Below are 23,832 nucleotides of genomic sequence, written 5' to 3'. Positions count from 1 at the left end.
TTGTCCTGTCCGCTGCGTGGTCACTTCTGAAACCTATGTCATCCTCCTGTATCGGTCGCTTCGCCCCCTCTCCTTCTGGTGAACTCCATTTCGGCTCGCTGATTGCTGCGCTGGGCAGTTACCTGAGCGCGCGTGCGCAGAACGGGCTCTGGCGGGTGCGGATTGAAGATATCGACCCGCCACGCGAAGTGCCGGGGGCTGCAGATCGTATCCTGCATCAGCTGGCGCACTATGGACTGGAGTGGGATGGTGAGGTGCTGTGGCAGTCGCAGCGTCATGAAGCCTACCGGGAGGCGCTGGCCTGGCTGCAGCAGCATCGTCAGAGCTATTTCTGCACCTGCCCCCGGCGCCGCATTCAGGAGATTGGCGGTTTCTATGATGGCTACTGCCGCGATCGGCATCGCGGGCCGGAGAATGCTGCGCTGCGTTTACGTCAGCATGCCCCGGTTTTTGCCTTTGAGGATCGGCTGCGCGGTCACGTTGAGGCGGACAGGGGGCTGGCAGAGGAAGATTTTATTATTCACCGGCGCGACGGGCTGTTTGCCTATAACCTGGCGGTGGTGGTTGACGATCACTTTCAGGGGATTACCGAAGTGGTGCGCGGCGCCGATCTCATTGAGCCGACCGTGCGGCAGATTGCGCTTTATCAGCAGTTCGGCTGGGCGGTGCCCGCCTGGCTGCACCTGCCGCTGGCGCTTAATCACGACGGTAATAAGCTGTCGAAGCAGAATCATGCGCCGTCGCTGCCGGATGGCGACGCCCGGCCGCTGTTAGTGGCGGCGTTGCGCTTTCTCGGACAGCCTGTTTCACCCGGCTGGCAGGACTTAACGCAGGACAAACTGCTGTCTGATGCGGTGTCGCAGTGGAATATCGCTTTGATGCCGCAGGAGAACGCCCTGAAACCGGATGCATAGACAACAGCATTCTCAAACGGTTCTCAACAGGCTATGATTAGCCGCTGATTTTACCTACACCCTTTTTATGCCACTGTCGAGGTGTCCCATTTTTACCCGAGTAGCTAATTTTTGCCGGAAAGTCCTGAAGCGTGATGAAGAGGAAGCCCCAGCAGAGGTTGAACCAGAGCGTCTTATGACCATCATCCCTCGTGAAAGCCATACCATCTCACGTAAAGACATCAGCGAAAATGCCCTCAAAGTGCTCTATCGCCTCAATAAAGCCGGTTATGAAGCCTATCTGGTAGGCGGTGGCGTGCGCGATTTGCTACTGGGGCAAAAACCGAAAGATTTCGATGTGACGACCAACGCCACGCCTGAGCAGATGCGCAAGTTGTTCCGCAACTGCCGTCTGGTCGGTCGCCGTTTCCGTCTGGCACACGTGATGTTTGGCCCGGAAGTGATCGAAGTTGCCACCTTCCGTGGACATCATCAGGCGGAAGAGATGGCTGAGGATCGCAACAGTTCGCAGCGCGCCCAGAGCGGCATGCTGCTGCGCGACAACATTTTCGGTTCGATTGAAGATGATGCTCAGCGCCGCGATCTCACCATCAACAGCCTCTACTACAGCGTGGCGGATTTCACCGTGCGTGACTACGTGGGCGGCATCAGCGATCTGGAACAGGGCATCATCCGCCTGATTGGCGATCCGGAAACCCGTTACCGCGAAGACCCGGTCCGTATGCTGCGCGTGGCGCGCTTTGCTGCGAAGCTTAACATGCGCATTGCGCCGGAAACGGCAGAGCCGATCCCGCGTCTGGCCTCGCTGCTGCGTGATATTCCACCGGCTCGCCTGTTTGAAGAGTCGCTGAAGCTGCTTCAGGCGGGCTACGGCTACAGCACCTATCTGAAGCTCTGTGAATATCAGCTGTTCCAGCCGCTGTTCCCGACGCTGGCGCGCAATTTCACGGAAAACAGCGACAGCCACATGGAGCGCATGCTGGCGCAGGTGCTGAAAAACACCGATAACCGCATTCAGAATGATATGCGCGTGAATCCGGCGTTTCTGTTTGCCGCGATGTTCTGGTATCCGCAGCTGGAAGCGGCAGAGCGCATTGCGCAGGAAAGTGGCCTGACCTACTTTGAAGCCTTTGCGATGGCGATGAATGATACGCTGGATGAAGCCTGCCGTGCGCTGGCAATTCCGAAGCGCATCACCTCGCTGATCCGCGATATCTGGCTGCTGCAGCTACGCATGTCGCGCCGTCACGGTAAACGCGCCTGGAAACTGATGGAGCATCCGAAATTCCGCGCCGCTTACGATCTGCTGGCGCTGCGGGCGGAAGTGGAAAATAACCCGGAACTGCTGCGTCTGAGCCAGTGGTGGGGCGAATTCCAGGTCGCCGCGCCGCCGCAGCAGAAAAACATGCTGAACAACCTCGGCGACGATCCGGTGCCGCGCCATAAATCGCGTCGTCCGCGCCGCCGTTCTTCCGCGCCGCGTCGTGACAACCAGAACGCCTCATGACCCGGGTTTACCTGGCATTAGGCAGTAATCTGGCCGACCCGCTGCATCAGGTTGATGCAGCGCTTCGCGCCCTGGATGCGTTGCCGCAGACGCAGCGCATTGCCACCTCGCCCTTCTACCGCACGCCGCCCTATGGCCCGCCTGATCAGCCCGACTTCCTGAATGCCGCCGTGGCGCTGGAGACCGATCTCAGCGCAGAAGCGCTGCTGGACCACACCCAGCGCATTGAGCAGGAGCATGGCCGGGTGCGTAAGGCGGAGCGCTGGGGACCGCGCACGCTGGATATCGATCTGATGCTGTTTGGCGAGGCGGTGATCAACAGCGAACGGCTGACGGTGCCGCACTATGACCTGCTGAATCGGGCGTTTATGCTGGTGCCGCTGCTGGCGATTGCGCCGGATGTTCGCCTGCCGGATGGCCGCGCGCTCAGCACGATTCTGGCCACGCTCGACAGCCGCAGCATCACCCTGTGGCCGCGCTGAGCAGACAAACACAACTCTCTGATTCCGCTCTCTGACGCTATCCAGTAAACTGCGCCCATCAGAATTCCTGAGTTGAGAGCGCCATGAAACCCACCACGATTTCACATCTGCGTCAGGCGAAAGCCAGCGGTAAAAAATTCGCGACGCTGACCGCCTACGATTTCAGTTTTGCCCGCCTGTTTGCCGATGAAGGCATTCAGGTGCTACTGGTTGGCGATTCGTTAGGTATGACGATTCAGGGGCATGACTCAACGCTGCCGGTGACGGTCAGCGACATCGCCTATCACACCGCCGCCGTGCGCCGTGGCGCGCCGCAGGCGCTGCTGCTCGCTGACCTGCCCTTTATGAGCTATGCCACGCCGGCACAGACCTTTGACAACGCTGCGCAGCTGATGCGCGCCGGAGCCAACATGGTCAAACTGGAAGGCGGCAGCTGGCTGGCTGAAACCGTCCGGATGCTGACCGAACGCGCCGTGCCGGTGTGCGGTCATCTGGGGCTGACGCCGCAGTCGGTCAATATCTTTGGCGGTTATAAAGTCCAGGGGCGTGATGAAGCGGGAGCCGAGCAGCTGCTGGCCGACGCGCTGGCGCTGGAAGCCGCGGGCGCACAGCTGATGGTGCTGGAGTGCGTGCCGGTCTCGCTGGCCCGGCGGATCACCGCCGCCCTCACTATTCCGGTGATCGGCATTGGTGCCGGTAACGTCACCGATGGACAGATTCTGGTGATGCATGACGCCCTGGGCGTGACCGGCGGCCACATCCCTAAATTTGCCAAAAATTTCCTGGCGGAGAGCGGCGATGTTCGCGCGGCGATTCGCCACTATATCGCTGAAGTTGAAGCCGGTACCTACCCGGCGGCCGAGCACAGTTTTCAGTAATTCGGGAGAGTCACCGTGTTGATCATTGAAACGCTGCTGATGCTGCGCCAGGAAGTCCGTCGCTGGCGTCAGCAGGGTAAACGTATTGCGCTGGTGCCGACAATGGGCAACCTGCATGAAGGGCATCTGACGCTGGTGGATGAGGCGCGGGCGCGCGGCGACATCGTGATTGTGTCGATCTTCGTGAATCCGATGCAGTTTGACCGGGCAGACGACCTGGCTCGCTATCCGCGCACGCTGCAGGAGGATTGCGAAAAGCTGAACCGCCATCAGGTGGATGTCGTCTTTGCCCCCTCGCCGGCTGAAGTCTATCCGCAGGGCGCGCAGAATCAGACCTTTGTTGAGGTGCCGGTGCTCTCCTCTCTGCTGGAGGGCGCGACCCGTCCGGGCCATTTTCGCGGCGTGGCCACCATCGTCAGCAAACTCTTTAATCTGGTGCAGCCCGACATTGCCTGTTTCGGTGAAAAGGATTTTCAGCAGCTGGCTATCATTCGTAAGATGGTGGCCGATATGGGCTTTGACATTGAAATTGTCGGTGTGCCTACCGTACGGGCTGCGGATGGTCTGGCGCTGAGTTCGCGCAACGGCTACCTGACGGCCGATGAGCGTCAGCTGGCCCCGGTGCTGAGCCAGGTGATGCGTCAGATGGCGACGCGGCTGGAAAACGGCGAGCGCCATGTTGAAGAGATTATCGAGGCGGCCAGTGAGGCGCTGGTCGCGCAGGGATTGCGTCCTGATGGCCTGGCGATCTGCGATGCGGAAACGCTGCAGCCGCTGACGGTGGACAGCCAGCGCGCTGTCGTGCTGATGGCCGCCTGGCTGGGCAATGCCCGCCTGATTGACAACCAAACCGTTGACCTGACGCTGTAAGCTCACCCGCTACAGATTACTTTATTTCTCTGACAAGGTTTCTGGCTATGATTCGCACTGTTCTGCAAGGCAAATTACACCGCGTGAAAGTGACGCAGGCGGACCTCAATTACGAAGGTTCCTGCGCAATCGATCAGGATTTCCTGGATGCTTCCGGCATTCTGCAATATGAAGCGATCGATATTTATAACGTCACCAACGGTCAGCGTTTTTCCACCTATGCTATCGCGGCTGAGCGTGGCTCAAAGATCATTTCGGTGAATGGCGCGGCCGCCCGCTGCGCCTGCCAGGGCGATATTTTAATTATCTGCTCCTATGTGCAGGTTGAAGATGCGGAAGCGCGTCAGTGGCAGCCTAAGGTCGCCTATTTTGAGGGTGACAACCAGATGAAGCGTCTGGCAAAAGCGCTGCCAGTACAGATCGCCTGATAAAAAAGGGCCGCCCGTGATACGGCCGGCCCTTTTTCTTTGCGGTTATTTCCGTTAAACCGGTTTGGCCGCCAGCGGCTTCGACGGTTTTTTCATCGTAAAGAGGAAATTAAACCAGCCACGCTTTCTCATCAAACAGAGCGTCCAGGGTAATGCCAGCGCCACCAGGAAAGCCGAAATAAACTTCAGATCGTTAACCCAGGCGGACGGGCTTTCAAATTTCACAATCTTACTGAAGAACTGAATCGCCAGATAATGCGACAGGTAAAAGACGATAGAATTAACGCCGATATAATAAACCAGTTCAGACTTCAGCTTCAGCGCAATCCAGACAAAGAACGGAACCGACAGCAGTGCCAGCGGTGACAGTAATGCCTGCGAATGACGATCCAGCACAAAAATATTCAGGCAGGAGAGCAGCGCAAAACTGGCCACCGAAATGAGCAGGGTCGGACCGTGCTGCACTTTCTCCGCGATATCCACCTGCTTTCTCACCACGTAATCGCCCAGATAGAAGAAAACAAACAGATAAAGGGATTTATTAATGTGGCTGTTATCGAAACTGGCAAACACGCCGTCCGGGTCAATGGCTGGCAGTGCCCAGCTCAGCGCCATGCAGATGCCGAACACGAGCAGGAACGGCAGATGGCGGGCAAAGATAATCACAATAAAGAAGATAAACAGCGAATGCAGGAACCAGGTCATATCGCCGCCACCGGTCAGGTGAGAGAGAATAATATTCATCGGCGATTGCGGCGTATTGGCCATTGAGCTGAACAGAATTTTCAGCCCGCCATAAACCGCCACCCAGACCACAAACGGATAGAGAATACTGCGCACCTTGTTATTAAAAAAAGGACCCAGGCCTTTTCTTAATCCGGCATCGACAAATAAGCCCGACACAAAAAACATCAGCCCCAGCCTTACCGGTGCCAGCATCTCATTTAGCAGGCTGCTGAAGGCGGTAAAATGACCGGCATTGTTATGGACAGCGATAGTACTGTGCAAAAAAATGATTGCGAGAATACTCAATCCCCGCAGATTGTCGATCCACGTTATACGATTCATCTTTTCCTGCCTTTGATTAAAAACTGGCCCTGAATGTGCGACCATTCTTCTTATTACAGACACTCCATTCCCGCCCTTTCGTCCCTGAGCAGAGGAATAACCTTATTCGGCGGTATTCTGATCACTCGCGCTGAAATAAACAACAGTCGGGGCTTAAGGCTAATCTTAAAAAAAATTTAACAGTGGAGAATCATTAAGATAGAAACCGGTTCCACTTTAATATCAGATAATGCTTAGGGTTATTTTTTATCAGGAGGGCGAAAAAGGCGGCTATTTCCCGCAATCGCGTGAAAAAAGAGAGACGGAGCAGAAGAAAGGATCGTTTTTTAAGGCCAGTGACAACCGGAAAAGGCGGCGATTTTTTATCCGGCAATAAAAAAGCCACGCGCGTTTCGCTGCGTGGCTTCGGTAAAGCTTTCGTCAGGTGCGTAATCCGCGTCCGCGCTGAATCAGCGCATAGACCAGCCCGTAAAAGACCAGAATAAACGCGATCAATACCGAAAGCGTAAAGGCCAGCGGCACGTCATTAATGCCCAGGAAGCCATAGCGGAACCCGCTGATCATATAGACGATGGGGTTCAGCTTCGAAACGGCCTGCCAGAATGGCGGCAGCAGACTCAGCGAATAGAACACGCCACCCAGATAGGTCAGCGGCGTCAGCACAAAGGTCGGGATCAGGCTGATATCGTCAAAGGTCCGGGCAAACACGGCGTTCAGCAGACCGGCCAGTGAAAACAGAATCGCGGTCAGCAGCAGCGTCACCGCCACCATCGTCCAGGAGTGAACGTGAAACGGCACGAAGAAGAGCGAAATGGCCGTGACCAGAACCCCGACGCAGACACCACGCGCCACGCCGCCGCCGACATACCCCGCAATAATGATGTGGGTCGGCACCGGCGCGACCAGCAGCTCTTCAATGTTGCGCTGGAATTTGGCACTGAAGAATGAGGATGCGACGTTAGCATAGGCGTTGGTAATTACCGCCATCATGATCAATCCCGGCACGATAAACTGCATATAGCTGAAGCCGTGCATCTCACCAATGCGTGACCCGATCAGGTTACCGAAGATGATGAAATAGAGCGTCATGGTGATCACAGGCGGCACCAGCGTCTGGATCCAGATGCGGGCAAAACGGTTAATCTCTTTGGCCCAGATACTTTTCAGCGCCACCCAGTACAAATGTGTCATGCTTTTGCTCCTGTTTTTCCCTGCGTCGTCAGGCCAACGAACAGCTCTTCCAGACGGTTCGCTTTATTTCGCATACTCAGTACCTGCACCCCCTGCGCACTCAGCTGGCTGAAGACGCTGTTCAGCCCCTGCTCACGCAGCACTTCCACCTCCAGCGTGGAGGTATCCGTCAGGCGATACTGGAATCCTTCCAGCGCGGGCAGTGGACTGCGCGGCGCCAGATCGAGGATAAAGGTTTCTGATTTCAGCTTGGACAGCAGCCCTTTCATCGAGGTATTTTCCACCAGCTCACCGCTCTGGATGATGCCGATGTTGCGGCACAGCATCTCCGCCTCTTCCAGATAGTGGGTGGTGAGAATGATGGTGGTGCCTTTGGCATTCAGATCTTTCAGGAACCCCCACATTGAGCGCCGCAGTTCGATATCGACCCCCGCCGTCGGCTCATCCAGAATCAGCAGTTTGGGCTCATGCATCAGCGCGCGGGCGATCATCAGACGGCGTTTCATCCCGCCGGAGAGCATGCGCGCCCGTTCACTGCGTTTTCCCCACAGATCGAGCTGTTTCAGGTACTTCTCCGCCCGCTGATTGGCCTCACGCCGTCCGACGCCGTAGTAACCCGCCTGGTTAACGACGATCTGCATCACCGTTTCAAACGGGTTAAAGTTAAACTCCTGTGGCACCAGGCCGAGCTGGCGCTTGGCATTCACCACATCTTTTTGCAGGTCGTAGCCAAACACCCGCACGCTGCCGCCGGATTTATTGACCAGCGAACTGATAATCCCGATGGTGGTGGATTTACCGGCACCGTTTGGCCCCAGCAGCGCATAAAAGTCACCCGCTTCAACGTTAAGATCGATGCCCTTCAGCGCCTGTACGCCGCCGGGATAGGTCTTGGTCAGCTGAGAAAGTTCCAGTGCATATGTCATTCTGCATCCATACCCTGTTTTGGTGGCATCGTAATGCCGTTTAAATTTAGTCAGCCCTGGCATATAGTACGCGCGCGCACCTTGCGCAGTAACCGGTCGCTCAACGCCATGACAGACATTAACACCCTGATCAGTAACAACCGCGAATGGTCAAAATTACTGATTGAAGAAGATCCCGGCTTTTTTGAGCGGCTCGCCCAGGCACAAAAACCGCGCTTCCTGTGGATCGGCTGCTCAGACAGTCGTGTTCCTGCCGAACGCCTGACCGGACTGGAACCGGGCGAACTCTTTGTTCACCGCAACGTCGCCAATCTGGTGATCCACACCGATCTGAACTGTCTGTCCGTGGTGCAGTACGCTATTGAAGTGCTGGAAGTTGAACACGTCATCGTGTGCGGCCACTACGGCTGCGGCGGCGTGCAGGCCGCGATGGATAACCCGGAGCTGGGGTTGATCGACAACTGGCTGCTGCACATCCGCGACCTCTGGTACAAGCATAGCGTGTTGCTGGGGGAACTCCCGCCGGATAAGCGCCTGGACAAACTGTGTGAAATCAACGTGATTGAACAGGTCTATAACCTGGGACACTCGACCGTAGTGCAATCTGCCTGGAAACGCGGGCAGAAAGTCTCACTGCACGGCTGGGTTTACGGCATTCAGGACGGCTGCCTGCGTAACCTTGATGTCACGGCAGACAGCCGGGAGATCCTGGAACAGCGCTACCGCAATGGCATCGCCAGTCTGCAGATGAAGGTCGAAGCCTGAACCGATCGCGGCGCAAAACGCGACATAGCCTACACCAGTCGGAGGGTGCAGGCCTTGGAAGAATGTGCGGTTATGTGCTGTCAGGATTCCAGCGGCACCACTTTGCCGATGTAAGGCAGATGGCGATAGTGCTGGGCGTAGTCGATACCAAAGCCCACCACAAATTCATCGGGAATGGCGAAGCCAACATACTCAACGTTAACCTCGACTTCGCGGCGTTCAGGCTTATCCAGCAGGGTGCAGATCGCCAGTGATTTTGGCTGACGCAGCTGCAGGATCTCCCGCACTTTGCTCAGGGTGTTGCCGGAATCAATGATATCTTCGACGATCAGCACATCCTTGCCGCGAATGTCCTCGTCCAGATCTTTCAGGATTTTCACATCACGTGAGCTGGACATGCCGCTGCCGTAACTGGAGGCGGTCATAAAATCGACTTCATGCGGCACCTCAATGGCGCGACACAGGTCAGCCATGAACATGAATGAGCCGCGCAGCAGCCCCACCAGCACCATATCGCTGCCGCTGTCGCGGTAGTGATCGGTAATCTCTTTGCCCAGTTCAGCGATGCGCGTGGCGATTGCCTGTTCAGGGATCATCACTTCAACAGTGTGTTTCATTGCGTTCAGCCCGGTTACGTCAGAAAAGCCCCGAAGTCTATCACAGACGCCGCCACGTCGGCTGCGCCGCAGCGCAGGCAAACGATTACGTCGCGAAAATTGTTCACAGTTGTCTGCGGCTGGCTCAAATGCGCATTACCTTAGAACATTACGGCATTTACCAGCATGATTCGCTGCATGGTAGCCTTTATCCAACATATCGTTACCCTACTCGCGCCGCAGGCCGGAGATCACAATGACTTCACCTTCAAGCAAGAAAACGCATATCGGCGACAGGCCGCTGCACCCTGAAACGCAGATGCTGAACTATGGCTACGATCCCCGCCTGTCAGAAGGCGCGGTGAAGCCGCCGGTCTTTCTGACCTCCACCTTTGTCTTCGACAGCGCCGAAGAGGGACGCGATTTCTTCGATTACGTCTCCGGCCGGCGCGAGCCGCCAGAGGGCAAATCGGGCGGGCTGGTCTACTCCCGCTTTAACCACCCTAACAGCGAAATCGTGGAGGATCGGCTGGCCGTCTATGAGCAGGCGGAGAGCTGTTCGCTTTTCTCCTCCGGCATGGCCGCTATCGCCACCACCCTGCTGACCTTTGCCCGTCCCGGCGAGGTGATCCTGCACTCCCAGCCGCTGTATGGGGGCACCGAAACTCTGCTCAGCAAGACGCTGCACAATCTGGAGATCGGCGCGGTTGGCTTCAGCGACGGCAATGATGAGGCTAGAGTGCGTGAAGCGGCACAGCAGGCGATGGCGCAGGGCCGCGTGGCGATTATCCTGATTGAAACCCCGGCGAACCCCACCAACAGCCTGGTCAACATTCGTCTGATGGCGCGTATCGCTGATGAAATTGACCAGCAGCAGGGCTCCCGACCGATTATCGCCTGTGACAACACGCTGCTCGGCCCGCTGTTCCAGCAGCCGCTGACCCTGGGCGCGGATCTCTCGCTCTACTCGCTGACTAAATATGTGGGGGGGCATTCGGACCTGATTGCGGGGGCGGCGATGGGCAGCAAAGCACTGATGGCAAAAGTGCGCGCCCTGCGCAGCGCCATCGGCACCCAGCTGGACCCGCACTCAAGCTGGATGCTAAGCCGATCGCTGGAAACGCTGTCGCTACGCATGGAAAAGGCCTGGCAGAATGCGGAAGCCGTAGCGGCGTTTCTGCGCGATCACCCGAAAGTGGCGAAGCTGCACTGGCTGCCCTATCTCGACGCGGAGAGCGCCGAGGGCAAAACGTATCGCGAGCAGTGCAGCGGCGCCGGTTCGACCTTCTCGTTCGATATCGTCGGCGGCCAGCCTGCGGCGTTCCGTTTCCTCAATGCGCTGTCGCTGTTCAAGCAGGCGGTGAGTCTGGGCGGCACCGAGTCGCTGGCCAGCCATCCGGGCAGCACCACCCACTCCGGCGTGCCGCAGGCGGTGCGTCAGCGAATCGGTATCACTGACGCCACGGTGCGGCTGTCGATTGGCATTGAGAACGCGGGCGACCTGATTGAAGATGTGAAGCTGGCGCTGGAGCAGGCGTAATCAGCTCACGGTAAAGCCCAGCATCATGCCGGTATCTTCATGCTCCAGCAGATGACAGTGGGCCATATAAGCGTGTTCGGCGGCGGCGACATAGTTGAAGCGCACCAGCACTTCACTGCGCCAGCCGTCGACATTGACCATATCTTTCCAGCCCTGGCGATGGGGTGCCGGCGGTTTGCCATTCTCGGAGAGAATGCGGAACTGCGTGCCGTGAATATGAAACGGATGCAGCATCGCATCGCCTTCGCCGGAGATCGTCCACTTCTCATAGTCGCCCAGCTTCACCGCAAACGACGGTTTCGTCATATCAAACGCCTGACCGTTGATTTTATTGCCGTTTCGGAAATCATAACCCGCTGGCTGCGCCATACCCGCCATACCGTGCATGCTGTGATCCATCGGCGCGGCGGATGAGCCGTGCGCCTGCGCCATCGCCGGATGGTCGCCCGTCTCCCCGGCTTTTGCCTGCCTCTGCGGCATCGCGTGATGCCCGCCTTTCCCCATCGCTTTCTCGCCATAGCGCTGCATCAGCGCCTGCATCCCCTGCTGGTCCAGCTGCGGGTCCATCATCAGCTGCAGCCAGCGGGTGTGCAGCCCCTCTGTCGCGGGCAGAGCGGGCAGCGTCGCCAGCCGATCCGGCAGCGTGGCACTGGCCATCACCCGCAGCGGCAGGATCTGCACCAGCGGCAGCGGCTGATCGAATGGCGGCAGCGTCATCCCCATCTGATCGGTGGGCAGCGTCACCAGATCAAAGGCTTTGCCGTCGGAGGTGTCGATCATCACCTCAAAGCGCTCACCCGGCAGGATCGGCAACGCGTCGACGCTGACCGGCTCCGCCAGCAGACCGCCGTCGCTGGCGATCACATAGAGAGGACGTTTATCACTGGCGGCAACGTGCAGCGACCGGGCATTACAGCCATTGAGCAGGCGCAGCCGCAGCCAGCCGCGCGGCACCGCATGCTGCGGATAGTGCGCCCCGTTAGTCAGCATCATGTCACCAAACCAGCCTACCGCCGCGCGCATTACGTCGAGCTGATAGTCGATATGGCGGCCATCCTGAGTCAGCTGCTTATCCTGAAAAATCAGCGGCACATCATCCACGCCCCACTGCACAGGCAGCCGCAGTGTGCCGCTCTCTTTATCTTCCAGCAGGATCAGGCCCGCCAGCCCCTGCGCCACCTGATGCCCGGTTTTGCCGTGCAGATGAGGGTGATACCAGCAGGTTGCGGCGGGCTGATCGGGCGTGAAGGAGACCTGACGCGAGCCGCCGGGGGCTATCGCCGCCTGCGGTCCGCCATCCACCGCGCCAGGGATTTCCAGCCCGTGCCAGTGGAGCGTAGTCGCTTCGCTGAGCCGGTTATGAATGTTCACCGTCACCGGCTGGCCGCGCTGTAGCCGCAGTACCGGCCCCAGCAGGCTGCCGTTGTAGCCCCAGGTCGGCACCGCTTTGCCGTTCCACTGCGTGCTCCCCTGCATGGCGGTAAGGCTGTATGTGCCTCTGGCGTCGGGTTCCAGCAGAGAGGGAATCGGCAGCAGCGGACGGGGTGCTGCCATCAGCGAACGGCTCCAGAGCGGTAACGCTCCGGCTGCACTTAGTGCGGCGGTGAGTTTCAGGAAGTGGCGACGTTGCATGGTGATCATCCTTGTGGCATCAGAGCGCACAGCCTAAACCCTGACCTTATGGGAAGGTCAAGCGCTACCCGTGAGAATCTGACGAAAAAAGGCGGCGCAGCGGCTCACCACGGCAAATTAATCGAAAACCTGAGAGCAACTGTGCTAACGTCATTAACAATATCCATTGAAGAGAACGACTATGAAGCAAAGCATCAAGATCCTGCTGCTGACGGGACTCCTTGGCTTCTCCTCCACCAGTTTTGCCCTGAGTGAATCCGAAGCGGAAGATCTGGCGGATCTCACGGCGGTTTTCGTCTATCTGAAAAATGATTGTGGCTATCAGGATCTTCCGGACGCGCAGATTCGCAAAGCGCTGGTCTTTTTTGCTCAGCAGAACCGCTGGGATTTAAGCAACTACAGCAACTACAACATGAAAGCGCTGGGCGAAGAGAGCTATCGCGATCTCAGCGGCATCGCCATCACCAACGACAAAAAGTGCAAGTCTCTGGCCCGCGATTCACTGAGCCTGCTGGCTTACGTCAGGTAACGCCCCCGCCCTCTGCTGTCGGACATTTGACCGTGCAACCACGGTCAGTGTTAGCTATGATGTGCCGCCCATCTTCATGGCGACATCAGAGGAGAGCACCATGGCCCACAATGAAACGTGGCATGAAACCCTTCATGCCGGTTTTGGCCAGTATTTTACGGTAGACAAAGAGCTGTACCGTGAAAAGACTGCGCATCAGGATTTAATCATTTTCGAAAATGCCGCGATGGGTCGCGTCATGGCGCTGGACGGTGTGGTTCAGACGACCGAGCGTGACGAATTTATCTATCATGAAATGATGACTCACGTTCCCCTGCTGGCGCATGGCGCCGCGAAGAGCGTGCTGATCATTGGCGGTGGTGACGGTGCGATGCTGCGTGAAGTGTCGCGTCATTCCCAGATCGAAAAGATTACCATGGTGGAGATCGATGCGGGCGTCGTGACCTTTTGCCGCCAGTACCTGCCGAACCACAGCGCAGGCGCCTACGACGATCCGCGCTTTACGCTGGTGATCGATGACGGGGTAAACTTCGTCAATCAGACGCAGGAAAAATTCGATGTGATCATCTCCGACTGTACCGATCCGATTGGTCCGGGCGAGAGTCTGTTCACCTCTGAATTTTATGCCGGCTGCAAAGCGGCCCTTAATGAAAATGGCATCTTTGTGGCACAGAATGGCGTCTGCTTCCTGCAGCAGGATGAGGCGGTGAACAGCCATCGCAAGCTGGGTCACTACTTTGCGGATGTCAGCTTCTATCAGGCCGCGATCCCGACCTACTACGGCGGCATCATGACGTTTGCCTGGGCGAGCGACAATCCGGCGCTGCGCCACCTGGATACCGCCACGCTGCAGGCGCGTTTCGAGGCCGCTGGCCTGGCCTGCCGTTACTACACGCCAGCCATCCATACCGGCAGCTTTGCCCTGCCACAATATCTGTTGAATGCGCTGTCTGCCGCGTGCTGACAGCACATTTCTAAGGGGGTGAATGAAATTGCAAAAGCTAAAACTACATGGCTTCAACAACCTGACGAAAAGCCTGAGTTTTTGTATTTACGATATCTGCTATGCGAATACTGAAGCTGAACGCGATGGGTACATCGCCTATATCGATGAACAATATAACGCGAATCGCCTGACGGAGATCCTGACCGAGACCTGCTCCATCATCGGTGCCAACGTGCTGAACATCGCGCGTCAGGATTATGAGCCGCAGGGAGCCAGCGTCACGATTCTGGTCAGCGAAGAGCCGATCGATCCAAAAGATATCGATAACTCAGAACATCCGGGTCCCCTGCCCAACTCGGTGGTGGCCCATCTGGATAAGAGCCATATCTGCGTGCACACCTATCCGGAGAGCCACCCTGAAGGCGGACTCTGCACGTTCCGCGCGGATATTGAAGTCTCAACCTGTGGCGTGATCTCACCGCTGAAAGCGCTGAACTACCTGATCCACCAGCTGGAGTCAGACATCGTCACCGTCGATTACCGGGTGCGCGGCTTTACCCGTGACGTGAAAGGGATGAAGCACTTTATCGACCACGAGATTAATTCGATTCAGAACTTCATGTCTGAGGATATGAAGGCGATGTATGACATGGTGGATGTGAACGTCTATCAGGAAAACATCTTCCACACCAAGATGTTGCTGAAAGAGTTTGAGCTGAAGCACTACCTGTTTAACACCCGTCCGGAAGATCTCAGCCCGCAGGAGCACAAACGCATCACCGACCTGCTGTGGAAAGAGATGCGTGAGATCTACTACGGCAGAAACATCCCTTCTGTCGGTCTGAAGACGCTGTAATCACCCGGCGCGCAGCGTTACCGGCGGTAACCTGCGCGTGCTGTCTCTCAGGCTGTCAGCGCGAGCGCAATGCCGCGCTCGCGCAGCGTGCGGCAGACCGCGTCCTCTAAACCGCTGTCTGTCACCACGTCGGTCAGCTCATCCAGCGGTGCCGCGCAGAACAGCGACCAGGAACCATATTTGCTGCTGTCCGCCAGCAGAACCCGGCGAGCCGCATTGGCCAGCAGGTCATGTTTCAGCCCCGCTTTCTCCTCGGTCGGCGTGGTGATGCCGCGCTCCAGGCTCCAGGAGTTACAGCTGACGAAGGCGATATCGGGATTGATGCTGCGCAGCAACCGGCGTCCATGTTCCCCCACGCAGGACTGACTGGAGTCATCAATCCGCCCGCCGATAATCGTCACCTCAATCTGCTTAAATTCCGACAGAAACAGCGCAATATGCAGATCGGCCGTGATCACCCGCAGCGGCAGATGCGTCAGCTGACGCGCCAGTTCCAGCATGGTGGTGCCGGCATCCAGCACGATGGCATCGCCTGCCCGGACAAAGCTGGCGGCGCACTCCGCGATGGCCTGCTTCTCCGCCAGGTGACGCTGCATCTTCTCCAGGGTGGTCGGCTGGGCGGGAATAAACCGATTCAGGGTGACACCACCGTGACTGCGGCTGATCACGCCCTCTTTATCCAGCTTGATCAAATCACGGCGAATCGTGGCGGGTGAGGCGGAGATCGCACTGACCAGTTGCTCAACAGTCACCAGATTATGGCTTTTCAGATAATCCATAATCTGGTCAAGACGGCTCTGTCCCTTCATATTTCCCTATGCGAGCTGCATCGCGAGTTTGATGGAGATCGCCATGCTCTCAGACTTCGCTTTACCTGTCCAGGCGATATCAAAGGCGGTGCCGTGGTCCGCAGAGGTGCGGATAAACGGCAGGCCGGCAGTAATGTTGACGCCGTCATAGAAGCCCAGCAGCTTCAGCGGGATATGCCCCTGATCGTGGTACATCGCGACCACCATGTCATAGTGCCCCTCCTGGCATTGCAGGAACACCGTGTCCGGCGGGCACGGCCCGGCGACATCTATCCCCTGCGCTTTCATCGCCTGAATGGCAGGTGCAACGGTGGTGATCTCCTCATCGCCAAACAGCCCGTTCTCTCCGGCATGGGGATTGACGCCCGCCACGGCGATGCGCGGAGCCTGATAACCGACGCGCCGCAGGAAAGTGTCCGCCATACCAATGACCGTTTTAATGCGCGACTGGTTCAGCGTGTCGAGGAACTTACGTAGTGCAATGTGGGTGGTGACGTGAATCACCTTCAGCTTATCGGTGTAGAGCACCATGGCGTAATCCCGGGTGTCAGTGAGGTGGGCCAGCAGCTCCGTGTGCCCCGGGTAGAGATGGCCGGCCGCATGCATCGCCTCTTTGTTCAGCGGCGCGGTGGCAATCGCCTGCACGTCGCCCGCCAGCGCCAGCGCCGTGGCACGTTTCACACAGCGCCACGCCAGATCGCCCGCCTCTTTCTGCACCACGCCGGGTTTCAGCGCGTCAGGGTCAGCCAGCGGCTCGTCAATCACGTTGATGATGCCCGGAGCAAAGCGTGCATCCTGCACCCGGTCAAGCACCCGCAGCTCGGCCTGAGGCGTAATGTTCATCGCCAGAATGCGGCGCAGCGTACTGGCGCAGCCAATCACCACGGCAGGAATGCCATTCAGCTCACCTTCAGAGAGCGATTTAATGATGATTTCCGGGCTGATGCCCGCCGGGTCGCCCATGGTGATCGCAATAATTTTACTCACTCGACTTCTCCTCAATAAAATCAATGGCTGCTACCAGGGTGTTTTCATCACCAAAGCCACCCGCTTTGGTCATCACCGGCAGAGTAAATTCACTGTTAAGCAGAACCCCGTGCGGCACACAGCCCGCCACCAGACCCTGAATGGTAAAGCCGCTGGCACCCAGTGCCCGGGCGACGGCCATCGCCACATCCCCTCCCGACAGATAGAGCGCATGCGGCTGCGCAGTGCGGCAGAGCCGGTAGGTGATCTCGCCGAGAAACTGGCAGATCGCCTCCCCCAGCTGCTGGCGCGTCATGCTGAAGTGCTGACAGAGCTGCGCAATCTCGTGCCGCTGCGCCTCGTGCTGGCAGGTGGTGATCACCGTATGGCGACCGGCCCGCAGTGCCGCAGCCGCCTCGTCGATCCAGCGATCCCGATCGGGCCAGGCGGGCTGCCGGAACAGCTGCCGGATATCGATATCCACTCTCGCTGCGTCACGCCGGCTGAGCAGCGTGGCAACCTGCTGCTGCCCGCTCTCGCTCATCGATCCCACCACCGCCAGCACCGGCCGGGGCGTTCGCACCCGGAGCGCGGCGCCCAGCGCATCGCTTAATCCGGCGGCACCGACCAGCAGCGGCGTCTCGCGCAGCCGTGCAGCCGCGGCGATCAGTCGCGCCAGGTCCGCCCCGGTTTCGGCATCCACCACGACGATGCCGTGCGCCGCCGCCAGCACCGCATCAAGCCGGTCGCTGCGCAGCGTGGCAAGATCGATCACGCTGCCGGCGATCTGCATCTGTTCGAGAACGCTGGCGCTGGCGATCGGGGTTTTCGGATCGCTGGCAAATTCGGTGTCCGTGAGCAGACGCTGATGGACCCGGACGTGACCTCCGCGCGTGGTGCGGCCCAGTCGTGGCACCGCCGGTGCAACCAGCGCCAGCGTTTTCGCACTGGCCTTCAGTGCCGCCGCCGTTTCAGCGCCGATATTGCCGCGCAGCGTGGAGTCGATCTTTTTGAACAGCCAGCCGTGCTGAAACTGCGCCGCGAAGTGGTGCACCGCCTGCGTGACGCGCTCTGCCGCCTGGGTGGCGCTGATCGCCCGACTCTCCGTGCTGACGACCAGCACATCTGCCGTCTCTGGCAACGCGCCCCGGGTGTCGAACAGCACCTGAACGCCTGCGCCGGCCTGCGCCAGTCCGCTTCCCGCATCGTTGGCACCGGTAAAGTCATCGGCGATGACCAGTACCGGCGTTTTCCATAATGATGAGCCCATCCTCACTCCTGTCAGGCGATTGCCGCTGCCATTGATTATATTCAATCATAATTGATTATATGTGAGCAACTTCAAATTAATCGAAATCGATATGCCCTATAAAATGAGCCATACAGAGTGACTGACCTCGCATTGAGATGAGCAAAGTTAATCATCTGCTCAGACGCGATCGATATAAGGGTATGAAATGAACATTAACAGCACGGTGATCAGCGGCTATCAGGCGTTAAACGACATGCGCTATCTGCTGGAGGGGGTTTCATCCGCGGTAGTGGTAACTGACCGGAACATTGAAGCGATTCCGGCTGTACAGGCGCTGCTGGGGCAACTCCGGGAGCAGATCCCCCACATCAGCGTGGTGAACAGTGTTCCCCCCGAGCCGAGCCAGCATGATGTGGCCGCCCTTCTTGCCGCACTCACGTCGCGCAGGGCTGACATGGTGATCGGTATCGGCGGTGGCAGCGTGCTGGATGTGGCAAAGCTGCTGTCGGTGCTGTGCGTGGATGCGGCCCCGTCGCTGGAAGCCCTGCTGGCGGGGGAGAAACCGCAGTACCGCACCCGCTCCATGCTGATTCCGACCACCGCGGGTACCGGCTCAGAAGCCACGCCCAATGCGATTCTGGCGATCCCGGAGAAAGAGACCAAAGTCGGCATTATTTCCCCGATCATGCTGCCCGATGTCGTCGCGTTGGTGCCGGAACTCACCACCAGCATGCCCGCACACATCGCCTCCTCAACCGGTATTGATGCCCTCTGCCACCTGATCGAGTGCTTTACCGCCTGCATCGCCAATCCGGTCAGCGATAACTATGCGCGGATCGGGATGAAGAAGCTGTTCGCCAATCTCGAAACCACCCTGCGGGAGCCGGAGAATCTGCAGGCACGACTGGAGATGTTGTGGGCCTCTTATTATGGCGGCGCGTCGATTGCCCATGCCGGCACGCATCTGGTGCACGCTCTCTCCTACCCGCTCGGCGGCAAATATCATCTGCCGCACGGCGTGGCGAATGCCATTCTGCTGGCCCCCTGCATGCGCTTTGTCCGTCCGGCGGCGGTGAGTAAATTCGCTCAGGCCTATGACCTGCTGCCCGATGCTGACCACCGTTTAAGTGATGAAGCGAAGTCCCATGCGCTGGTCGACTACTTCACCGCACTGGTGGCGCGTCTGCAGCTGCCTGCCAGTCTGGAAGCGCTGGGCATCGGCCCGGATCACCTGCCCTATCTGGTGGAAGCCGCGCTCGACGTGCAGCGCCTGATGAAAAATGTCCCGATGGCGGTCACCGCTGACGATGTACGCGCGGTCTATCTGACCCTGTTTCCTTCCTGCCAGGCGTAATGAGGATTGTCATGAATAAGAAAATAAGCGGCGTACTGACCGCCATCGTCACCACCTTCGATCGTGACGGCGCTTTTGATCCGGTGAGACAGCGTGAGCAGGTCAGACGACAGATCCGGGCCGGTAACGGCATCTTCTGCGGCGGCACCAACGGCGAATTCTTTGTGCTGAACGAGCAGGAAAAGCTCGCCGTCACCGCCACCTGCGTGGATGAAGTCAGCGGCCGCGCGGCGGTGGTGGCGCACATCGGCGAAATCTCGACACGTGAAACGATCCGGCTCGGCACACAGATCGCCCGCCTGGGCGTGGATGCCGTCTCCGCGATCACCCCCTGGTTTGTGCCGCTGAAACAGCAGGAGCTGATCGATCACTACCGGCGTGTGGCTGACGCGCTGACGGTGCCGCTGTTCCTCTACAACATCCCGGCGCGCACCGGCAATACCCTGCAGCCGGAGACGGTGCGCACGCTGGCCGCCCATCCCAACATCATCGGCATCAAAGATTCGGCGGGCAGTTATGACAGCCTGCGCGGCTTCCTGCAGGCCACCGCCGACTGTGACGGTTTTGATGTGCTGAATGGCCCCGACTCGCTGATCCATCAGGGGTTTGTTGAGGGCTGCTCCGCCGCCATTTCCGGGCTGGCCAACGTGGCCCCGGAGGCGATTAACGCTATCTGGGCGCGCTTCGCTGCTGGCGATATTGCCGGTTCGCAGCAGGCTCAGGAGAACGTCACCGGTCTGCGCACGGCGCTCTACAGCATCGGTTTCTCACCGGCCGCCGTGAAAAAAGCGGTCAGCCTGCTGGGCTTCGAGGTGGGTGAAAGCCGCTATGCGGTGCAGTTCAGCGCCGAAGAGCAGCAGCAGATCCGTCAGATCGTCACCCACTACCTGCAATAAACGCCATCGCCTTTGTCTCCTACCGGTCAGATGAGAACGAACCTGATGGTCGCCATCTGCCAGCACAATCGAGGTTATGATGAACGCATTTTCAACTGAGAGCACCTTACTGATCGTAGGCATGGTGGTCGCCTATATCCTGTTCACCACCTGGCTGACCTGGCGGCTGCGCAGTAAAAGCAGCGGTGACTTTATGGAAGGCTCCCGCGCCATGCCCGCCTTTATCGTCGGCATCATGCTGATGTCGGAATATATCGGGGCAAAATCCACGATCGGCACTGCGCAGGCCGCCTTTGAAAATGGCTTCGCCGCTTCCTGGTCAGTGATCGGCGCGGCGATTGGCTTCCCGCTGTTTGGTCTGATCCTGGTGAAGCGCATCTACAACACCGGTAAGATCACCATCTCCGGGGCGATCGCCGAAAAATATGGCAGTTCGACCAAAAACATCATTTCGCTGATCATGATCTATGCGCTGCTGCTGGTGAACGTCGGCAACTACATCAGCGGCGCGGCGGCGATCTCTACCGTGCTGAAGATCGACCTGACCCAGGCGGCCTTTATTACCGCGGTGGTGAGTACCTTCTACTTCGCGTTTGGCGGCATGAAAGGGGTGGCCTGGGTGACGCTGCTGCACAGCGCTATTAAGTACATCGGGATCCTGATTATCCTCTACGTAGCGCTGAAGATGACCGGCGGCGTGGCCCCGATGATCGAGAAAATGCCCGCCTTCTACTGGACGTGGGATGGTCACGTCGGGGCCAGTACCATTGTGGCCTGGCTGATCGGAACCGTGGGCTCGATCTTCTGCACCCAGTTTGTGATCCAGGCGATCTCCTCGACCAAAGATGTCAAATCCGCTAAGCGTGCCACGTGGGTCGCCTTCTTCTTCTGCCTGCCTATCGGCCTGGCGATGGCACTGATCGGCGTGGCGGCGAAGTTTGCCCATCCCGATATCAAGAGCCTCTATGCGCTGCCGGTGTTTCTGCAGGATATGTCCCCCTGGCTGGCGGGCATCGTGACGACCTCGCTGGTGGCCTCGATTTTCGTCAGCGTCGGCACCGTGGCGCTGGCCATCGCCTCACTGGTGGTGAAAGATTTTTACGTCCCTTACCGTCACCCTACGCCAGAGCGCGAGTTCAAAGTGACGCGCTGGTTCTCGATTGCTATCGGCTTCTTTCCGCTGCTGTTTGTGCTGTTCTTCCCGGAAGTGCTGAAGCTCTCCTTCTTTACCCGCGCGATTCGCCTGTCGATCACCGTCGTGGCGATCATGGCGTTCTATCTGCCGTGGTTTAAGAGCACACGCGGTGCCAACGCCGGTCTGATTGGTTCCTGTCTGGTCACCTCCGTCTGGTTCCTGATGGGGAATCCGTTTGGCATCGATAATATGTATGTGGCGCTGGCCACGCCGGCGATCATTATGGTGATTGATCGCTGCATCCCGTCACGCCAGTCTCAGCCTCAACCGCAACGCAATGCACAAAAGAGTGGAGCCTAATATGACTCAGGAAACCGTCACCGCCGAACGTACCGGTCAGCTTGCGCCGCATCCGCAGGATAGCGCGCAGCAGGTTGCGATGCTGCCCTCCTCCTGCCCGCAAAACCATGCGGCTAACCTGCTGCCGCTGCCGGATGGCGATCTGCTCTGCGTCTGGTTTGGCGGCACCCAGGAGGGGATCGCCGATATCTCTGTCTGGTGTTCACGGCTGCAGAAAGGCAGCGATCGCTGGAGTGAGGCGCAGAAACTCTCTGAGGATCCGACGCGGTCCGAGCAGAATCCGGTGCTGTTCCTCGATCCCGATCAGGTCCTGTGGCTGCTCTGGACGGCGCAGAAGTCCGGTAATCAGGACACCGCCATCGTGCGCTATCGTCAGTCTCACGATCTGGGCCGGAGCTGGGGCGCGATCGACACCCTGCTGGATAAGCCTGGCACCTTTATTCGTCAGCCGATCGTGGTGCTGCCGAATGGTAACTGGCTGCTGCCGGTCTTTTACTGCCTGACGCCGCCCGGTGAAAAATGGGTGGGTAACTATGATGTCAGCGCCGTGAAAATCTCGGAGGATAAAGGCCGGAGCTGGCGCGATGTCAGCGTGCCTGACAGTACCGGCTGCGTCCATATGAACGTCACCCTGCTGGAGGATGGCTCGCTGCTGGCGCTCTACCGCAGTCGCTGGGCCGATCACATCTACCAGAGCCGCTCGTTTGATCAGGGAGAGAGCTGGAGCGCACCCGAAGCGCTGTCGCTGCCAAATAACAACTCCTCTATTCAGGTCACGACGCTGCGCAATGGTCATCTGGCGCTGGTGTTTAACGCCATGAGCGCTGAAGGTGCCAGCGAACGTCGCCTGTCGCTCTATGACGAAATTGAAGATGATGAAGAGGACGGTGAGGTGGCGGTGGCCGCCGAAGCGGTGGTACACAGCGGCCGTACCGCCTTCTGGGGTGCGCCCCGAGCGCCCATGACACTGGCGATCTCAACAGATGGCGGCAAAAGCTGGCCGCTGCAGCGCAATCTGGACGAAGGCGATGGCTACTGTATGACCAATAACTCGCAGCAGAAGTTAAACCGTGAGTTCTCCTATCCCAGCATCAAAGAGGGTCTGCATGGCGAACTGCATATCGCCTATACCTGGTATCGTCAGGCGATCAAATATGTGCGGATTGAGGAGTCATGGGTGCAGGGAGGTGACGCGTGAATGAACGGATGGCGCTGGTGACCGGTGCCAGCTCCGGCATCGGTCAGGCGATTTGTGACCGCTTACTGAGTGACGGCTGGCAGGTGATCGGCCTGAGCCGTTCGGCGGTCAGCCGCACAGAACCGGGCTGGCAGAGTCATCAGATCGACATCAGTGACAGCGCTGCCCTGCAGGCGCTGCTGGAACAACTGCCTGTGCCGCAGGCGGTGATCCATGCCGCGGGTATGATGCAGGCCGCGCCGCTGGGGGAACTGGATTTGGCGGCCAGCGCCCGTCTGTGGCAGCTGCACGTGGCCGCTGCGGAACAGCTGACGAACCAATTTGCGCCGCGGATGGCGGCAGGCGGGAGAGTGCTGCTGCTGGGGAGCCGTACGTCAGGCGGTGCCGCAGGCCGCAGTCAGTACGTGGCGACCAAATCAGCGATGATCGGCATGGTGCGCAGCTGGGCGGCAGAACTGGCTCCGCGTGGCATTACCGCCAATATCGTGGCCCCCGGTGCGACCGAAACACCGATGCTGCACCAGCCGGGCCGCGCCAGTTCACCGCCGCGCCTGCCGCCGATAGGCCGCTATATTCAGCCGCAGGAAGTGGCCGATCTGGTGGCGTTCCTGCTCTCTCCCTCAGCAGCGGCAATCACCGGCCAGCAACTGGTGATCTGCGGTGGCGCCTCGCTGAGCTAACCTGCCCCGGCCGCCGGGCGGTTTCACATCCCGGCCAGACGTGAAGCGCCACCT

The 23,832-nt window shown here is 58.7% G+C and carries 24 protein-coding genes; 16 read left to right on the top strand and 8 right to left on the bottom strand.

The features are described from left to right. The first annotated feature begins 35 nt into the window (after positions 1-35). The 6 genes from gluQRS (at position 36) to panD (ending at position 5,079) form a co-directional block, all read left to right on the top strand. Positions 36-914: a tRNA glutamyl-Q(34) synthetase GluQRS gene (gluQRS, locus tag F3I47_RS12165; protein ID WP_009092040.1), complete on the top strand. Its 879-nt coding sequence runs from the start codon at positions 36-38 to the stop codon at positions 912-914. Positions 915-1,002: 88 nt separating this feature from the next. Next, a complete protein-coding gene (pcnB, locus tag F3I47_RS12160) occupies positions 1,003-2,421 on the top strand; it encodes a polynucleotide adenylyltransferase PcnB (protein WP_208971008.1) in 1,419 nt (472 codons plus the stop codon). After that, on the top strand, positions 2,418-2,903 hold the full coding sequence (gene folK / locus F3I47_RS12155) for a 2-amino-4-hydroxy-6-hydroxymethyldihydropteridine diphosphokinase (protein ID WP_046101246.1): 486 nt from the start codon (positions 2,418-2,420) through the stop codon (positions 2,901-2,903). Before pcnB ends, folK begins: the two co-directional genes overlap by 4 nt. A gap of 83 nt (positions 2,904-2,986) precedes the next feature. Then, a complete protein-coding gene (panB, locus tag F3I47_RS12150) occupies positions 2,987-3,781 on the top strand; it encodes a 3-methyl-2-oxobutanoate hydroxymethyltransferase (protein ID WP_046101245.1) in 795 nt (264 codons plus the stop codon). Positions 3,782-3,796: 15 nt separating this feature from the next. Beyond that, entirely contained in the window at positions 3,797-4,651 is an 855-nt protein-coding gene (gene panC / locus F3I47_RS12145; protein WP_046101244.1) for a pantoate--beta-alanine ligase, read from the top strand. Between the two features lie 47 nt (positions 4,652-4,698). Further along, entirely contained in the window at positions 4,699-5,079 is a 381-nt protein-coding gene (gene panD, locus F3I47_RS12140) for an aspartate 1-decarboxylase (protein WP_009092050.1), read from the top strand. Positions 5,080-5,133: 54 nt separating this feature from the next. On the opposite strand, the gene F3I47_RS12135 is transcribed toward panD, so the two are convergent. From F3I47_RS12135 to F3I47_RS12125, 3 genes are all read right to left on the bottom strand, one after another. Beyond that, a complete protein-coding gene (locus F3I47_RS12135) occupies positions 5,134-6,147 on the bottom strand; it encodes an acyltransferase family protein (RefSeq protein ID WP_009092052.1) in 1,014 nt (337 codons plus the stop codon). Between the two features lie 420 nt (positions 6,148-6,567). After that, positions 6,568-7,338 (bottom strand): ABC transporter permease, encoded by a 771-nt coding sequence (locus F3I47_RS12130; protein WP_009092055.1) that lies wholly within the window; start codon positions 7,336-7,338, stop codon positions 6,568-6,570. Continuing rightward, positions 7,335-8,264, bottom strand: a complete 930-nt coding sequence (locus F3I47_RS12125) for an ABC transporter ATP-binding protein (protein ID WP_009092057.1) — start codon at positions 8,262-8,264, stop codon at positions 7,335-7,337. Before F3I47_RS12125 ends, F3I47_RS12130 begins: the two co-directional genes overlap by 4 nt. A gap of 108 nt (positions 8,265-8,372) precedes the next feature. On the opposite strand from F3I47_RS12125, the gene can reads away from it, so the two are divergent. After that, positions 8,373-9,029, top strand: a complete 657-nt coding sequence (can, locus tag F3I47_RS12120) for a carbonate dehydratase (protein WP_033736612.1) — start codon at positions 8,373-8,375, stop codon at positions 9,027-9,029. Between the two features lie 80 nt (positions 9,030-9,109). On the opposite strand, the gene hpt is transcribed toward can, so the two are convergent. Next, entirely contained in the window at positions 9,110-9,646 is a 537-nt protein-coding gene (gene hpt / locus F3I47_RS12115; protein WP_009092060.1) for a hypoxanthine phosphoribosyltransferase, read from the bottom strand. 235 nt (positions 9,647-9,881) lie between these two features. Between hpt and F3I47_RS12110 the strand changes: the two genes are divergently transcribed. Next, positions 9,882-11,165 carry a cystathionine gamma-synthase family protein gene (locus F3I47_RS12110; RefSeq protein WP_009092062.1) on the top strand — a complete coding sequence of 428 codons (1,284 nt, stop codon included), beginning with the start codon at positions 9,882-9,884 and terminating at the stop codon, positions 11,163-11,165. Here the strand turns inward: F3I47_RS12110 and cueO are convergent, their stop codons facing one another. Beyond that, positions 11,166-12,797: a multicopper oxidase CueO gene (cueO, locus tag F3I47_RS12105; protein ID WP_150028617.1), complete on the bottom strand. Its 1,632-nt coding sequence runs from the start codon at positions 12,795-12,797 to the stop codon at positions 11,166-11,168. A gap of 181 nt (positions 12,798-12,978) precedes the next feature. Here cueO and F3I47_RS12100 point away from each other — a divergent pair, with 181 nt between their 5' ends. From F3I47_RS12100 to speD, 3 genes are all read left to right on the top strand, one after another. Further along, entirely contained in the window at positions 12,979-13,326 is a 348-nt protein-coding gene (locus F3I47_RS12100; RefSeq protein ID WP_009092068.1) for a YacC family pilotin-like protein, read from the top strand. Between the two features lie 100 nt (positions 13,327-13,426). Further along, the gene (gene speE, locus F3I47_RS12095) at positions 13,427-14,290 is read left to right on the top strand and encodes a polyamine aminopropyltransferase (RefSeq protein WP_046101240.1); all 864 of its coding nucleotides are present in this window, start codon (positions 13,427-13,429) and stop codon (positions 14,288-14,290) included. A 22-nt stretch (positions 14,291-14,312) separates the two neighbouring features. After that, positions 14,313-15,128, top strand: a complete 816-nt coding sequence (speD, locus tag F3I47_RS12090; protein WP_009092072.1) for an adenosylmethionine decarboxylase — start codon at positions 14,313-14,315, stop codon at positions 15,126-15,128. Between the two features lie 47 nt (positions 15,129-15,175). Here speD and F3I47_RS12085 read toward each other — a convergent pair whose 3' ends face one another. From F3I47_RS12085 to F3I47_RS12075, 3 genes are read right to left on the bottom strand one after another with little or no spacing between them, the layout of a single operon-like run. Then, positions 15,176-15,937, bottom strand: a complete 762-nt coding sequence (locus F3I47_RS12085; RefSeq protein WP_046101239.1) for a DeoR/GlpR family DNA-binding transcription regulator — start codon at positions 15,935-15,937, stop codon at positions 15,176-15,178. A 6-nt stretch (positions 15,938-15,943) separates the two neighbouring features. Continuing rightward, complete coding sequence (locus F3I47_RS12080) at positions 15,944-16,924, bottom strand: D-threonate 4-phosphate dehydrogenase (protein ID WP_058957908.1); 981 nt, start codon at positions 16,922-16,924, stop codon at positions 15,944-15,946. Continuing rightward, a complete protein-coding gene (locus F3I47_RS12075; RefSeq protein WP_150028618.1) occupies positions 16,917-18,173 on the bottom strand; it encodes a four-carbon acid sugar kinase family protein in 1,257 nt (418 codons plus the stop codon). Before F3I47_RS12075 ends, F3I47_RS12080 begins: the two co-directional genes overlap by 8 nt. A gap of 187 nt (positions 18,174-18,360) precedes the next feature. Between F3I47_RS12075 and F3I47_RS12070 the strand changes: the two genes are divergently transcribed. The 5 genes from F3I47_RS12070 (at position 18,361) to F3I47_RS12050 (ending at position 23,778) form a co-directional block, all read left to right on the top strand. Beyond that, on the top strand, positions 18,361-19,509 hold the full coding sequence (locus F3I47_RS12070) for an iron-containing alcohol dehydrogenase (protein ID WP_150028619.1): 1,149 nt from the start codon (positions 18,361-18,363) through the stop codon (positions 19,507-19,509). Between the two features lie 11 nt (positions 19,510-19,520). After that, a complete protein-coding gene (locus tag F3I47_RS12065; protein ID WP_150028620.1) occupies positions 19,521-20,405 on the top strand; it encodes a dihydrodipicolinate synthase family protein in 885 nt (294 codons plus the stop codon). Between the two features lie 79 nt (positions 20,406-20,484). Then, positions 20,485-21,900, top strand: a complete 1,416-nt coding sequence (locus tag F3I47_RS12060) for a sodium:solute symporter family protein (RefSeq protein ID WP_009092082.1) — start codon at positions 20,485-20,487, stop codon at positions 21,898-21,900. Between the two features lies 1 nt (position 21,901). Then, entirely contained in the window at positions 21,902-23,098 is a 1,197-nt protein-coding gene (locus F3I47_RS12055; protein WP_009092083.1) for an exo-alpha-sialidase, read from the top strand. Between the two features lie 8 nt (positions 23,099-23,106). After that, positions 23,107-23,778, top strand: coding sequence for an SDR family NAD(P)-dependent oxidoreductase (locus tag F3I47_RS12050; protein WP_190311311.1), 672 nt, complete (start codon positions 23,107-23,109; stop codon positions 23,776-23,778). Positions 23,779-23,832: the final 54 nt, after the last annotated feature.

This window comes from Pantoea sp. M_10 (genome assembly GCF_008631515.1).
In the GTDB taxonomy this organism is placed as follows: domain Bacteria; phylum Pseudomonadota; class Gammaproteobacteria; order Enterobacterales; family Enterobacteriaceae; genus Pantoea; species Pantoea anthophila.
Note: the sequence above shows the minus strand (reverse complement) of the source record. Positions and strands in the feature narration are given on the sequence as shown.

Bases quoted from the DNA above. Each gene is read 5' to 3' on its own strand.
- gluQRS (WP_009092040.1), top strand. From the start codon at position 36: ATGTCATCCTCCTGTATCGGTCGCTTCGCCCCCTCTCCTTCTGGTGAA.
- folK (WP_046101246.1), top strand. From the start codon at position 2,418: ATGACCCGGGTTTACCTGGCATTAGGCAGTAATCTGGCCGACCCGCTG.
- panB (WP_046101245.1), top strand. From the start codon at position 2,987: ATGAAACCCACCACGATTTCACATCTGCGTCAGGCGAAAGCCAGCGGT.
- panD (WP_009092050.1), top strand. From the start codon at position 4,699: ATGATTCGCACTGTTCTGCAAGGCAAATTACACCGCGTGAAAGTGACG.
- F3I47_RS12135 (WP_009092052.1), bottom strand. From the start codon at position 6,147: ATGAATCGTATAACGTGGATCGACAATCTGCGGGGATTGAGTATTCTC.
- F3I47_RS12130 (WP_009092055.1), bottom strand. From the start codon at position 7,338: ATGACACATTTGTACTGGGTGGCGCTGAAAAGTATCTGGGCCAAAGAG.
- F3I47_RS12125 (WP_009092057.1), bottom strand. From the start codon at position 8,264: ATGACATATGCACTGGAACTTTCTCAGCTGACCAAGACCTATCCCGGC.
- can (WP_033736612.1), top strand. From the start codon at position 8,373: ATGACAGACATTAACACCCTGATCAGTAACAACCGCGAATGGTCAAAA.
- hpt (WP_009092060.1), bottom strand. From the start codon at position 9,646: ATGAAACACACTGTTGAAGTGATGATCCCTGAACAGGCAATCGCCACG.
- F3I47_RS12110 (WP_009092062.1), top strand. From the start codon at position 9,882: ATGACTTCACCTTCAAGCAAGAAAACGCATATCGGCGACAGGCCGCTG.
- cueO (WP_150028617.1), bottom strand. From the start codon at position 12,797: ATGCAACGTCGCCACTTCCTGAAACTCACCGCCGCACTAAGTGCAGCC.
- F3I47_RS12100 (WP_009092068.1), top strand. From the start codon at position 12,979: ATGAAGCAAAGCATCAAGATCCTGCTGCTGACGGGACTCCTTGGCTTC.
- speE (WP_046101240.1), top strand. From the start codon at position 13,427: ATGGCCCACAATGAAACGTGGCATGAAACCCTTCATGCCGGTTTTGGC.
- speD (WP_009092072.1), top strand. From the start codon at position 14,313: ATGAAATTGCAAAAGCTAAAACTACATGGCTTCAACAACCTGACGAAA.
- F3I47_RS12085 (WP_046101239.1), bottom strand. From the start codon at position 15,937: ATGAAGGGACAGAGCCGTCTTGACCAGATTATGGATTATCTGAAAAGC.
- F3I47_RS12075 (WP_150028618.1), bottom strand. From the start codon at position 18,173: ATGGGCTCATCATTATGGAAAACGCCGGTACTGGTCATCGCCGATGAC.
- F3I47_RS12070 (WP_150028619.1), top strand. From the start codon at position 18,361: ATGAACATTAACAGCACGGTGATCAGCGGCTATCAGGCGTTAAACGAC.
- F3I47_RS12065 (WP_150028620.1), top strand. From the start codon at position 19,521: ATGAATAAGAAAATAAGCGGCGTACTGACCGCCATCGTCACCACCTTC.
- F3I47_RS12060 (WP_009092082.1), top strand. From the start codon at position 20,485: ATGAACGCATTTTCAACTGAGAGCACCTTACTGATCGTAGGCATGGTG.
- F3I47_RS12055 (WP_009092083.1), top strand. From the start codon at position 21,902: ATGACTCAGGAAACCGTCACCGCCGAACGTACCGGTCAGCTTGCGCCG.
- F3I47_RS12050 (WP_190311311.1), top strand. From the start codon at position 23,107: ATGGCGCTGGTGACCGGTGCCAGCTCCGGCATCGGTCAGGCGATTTGT.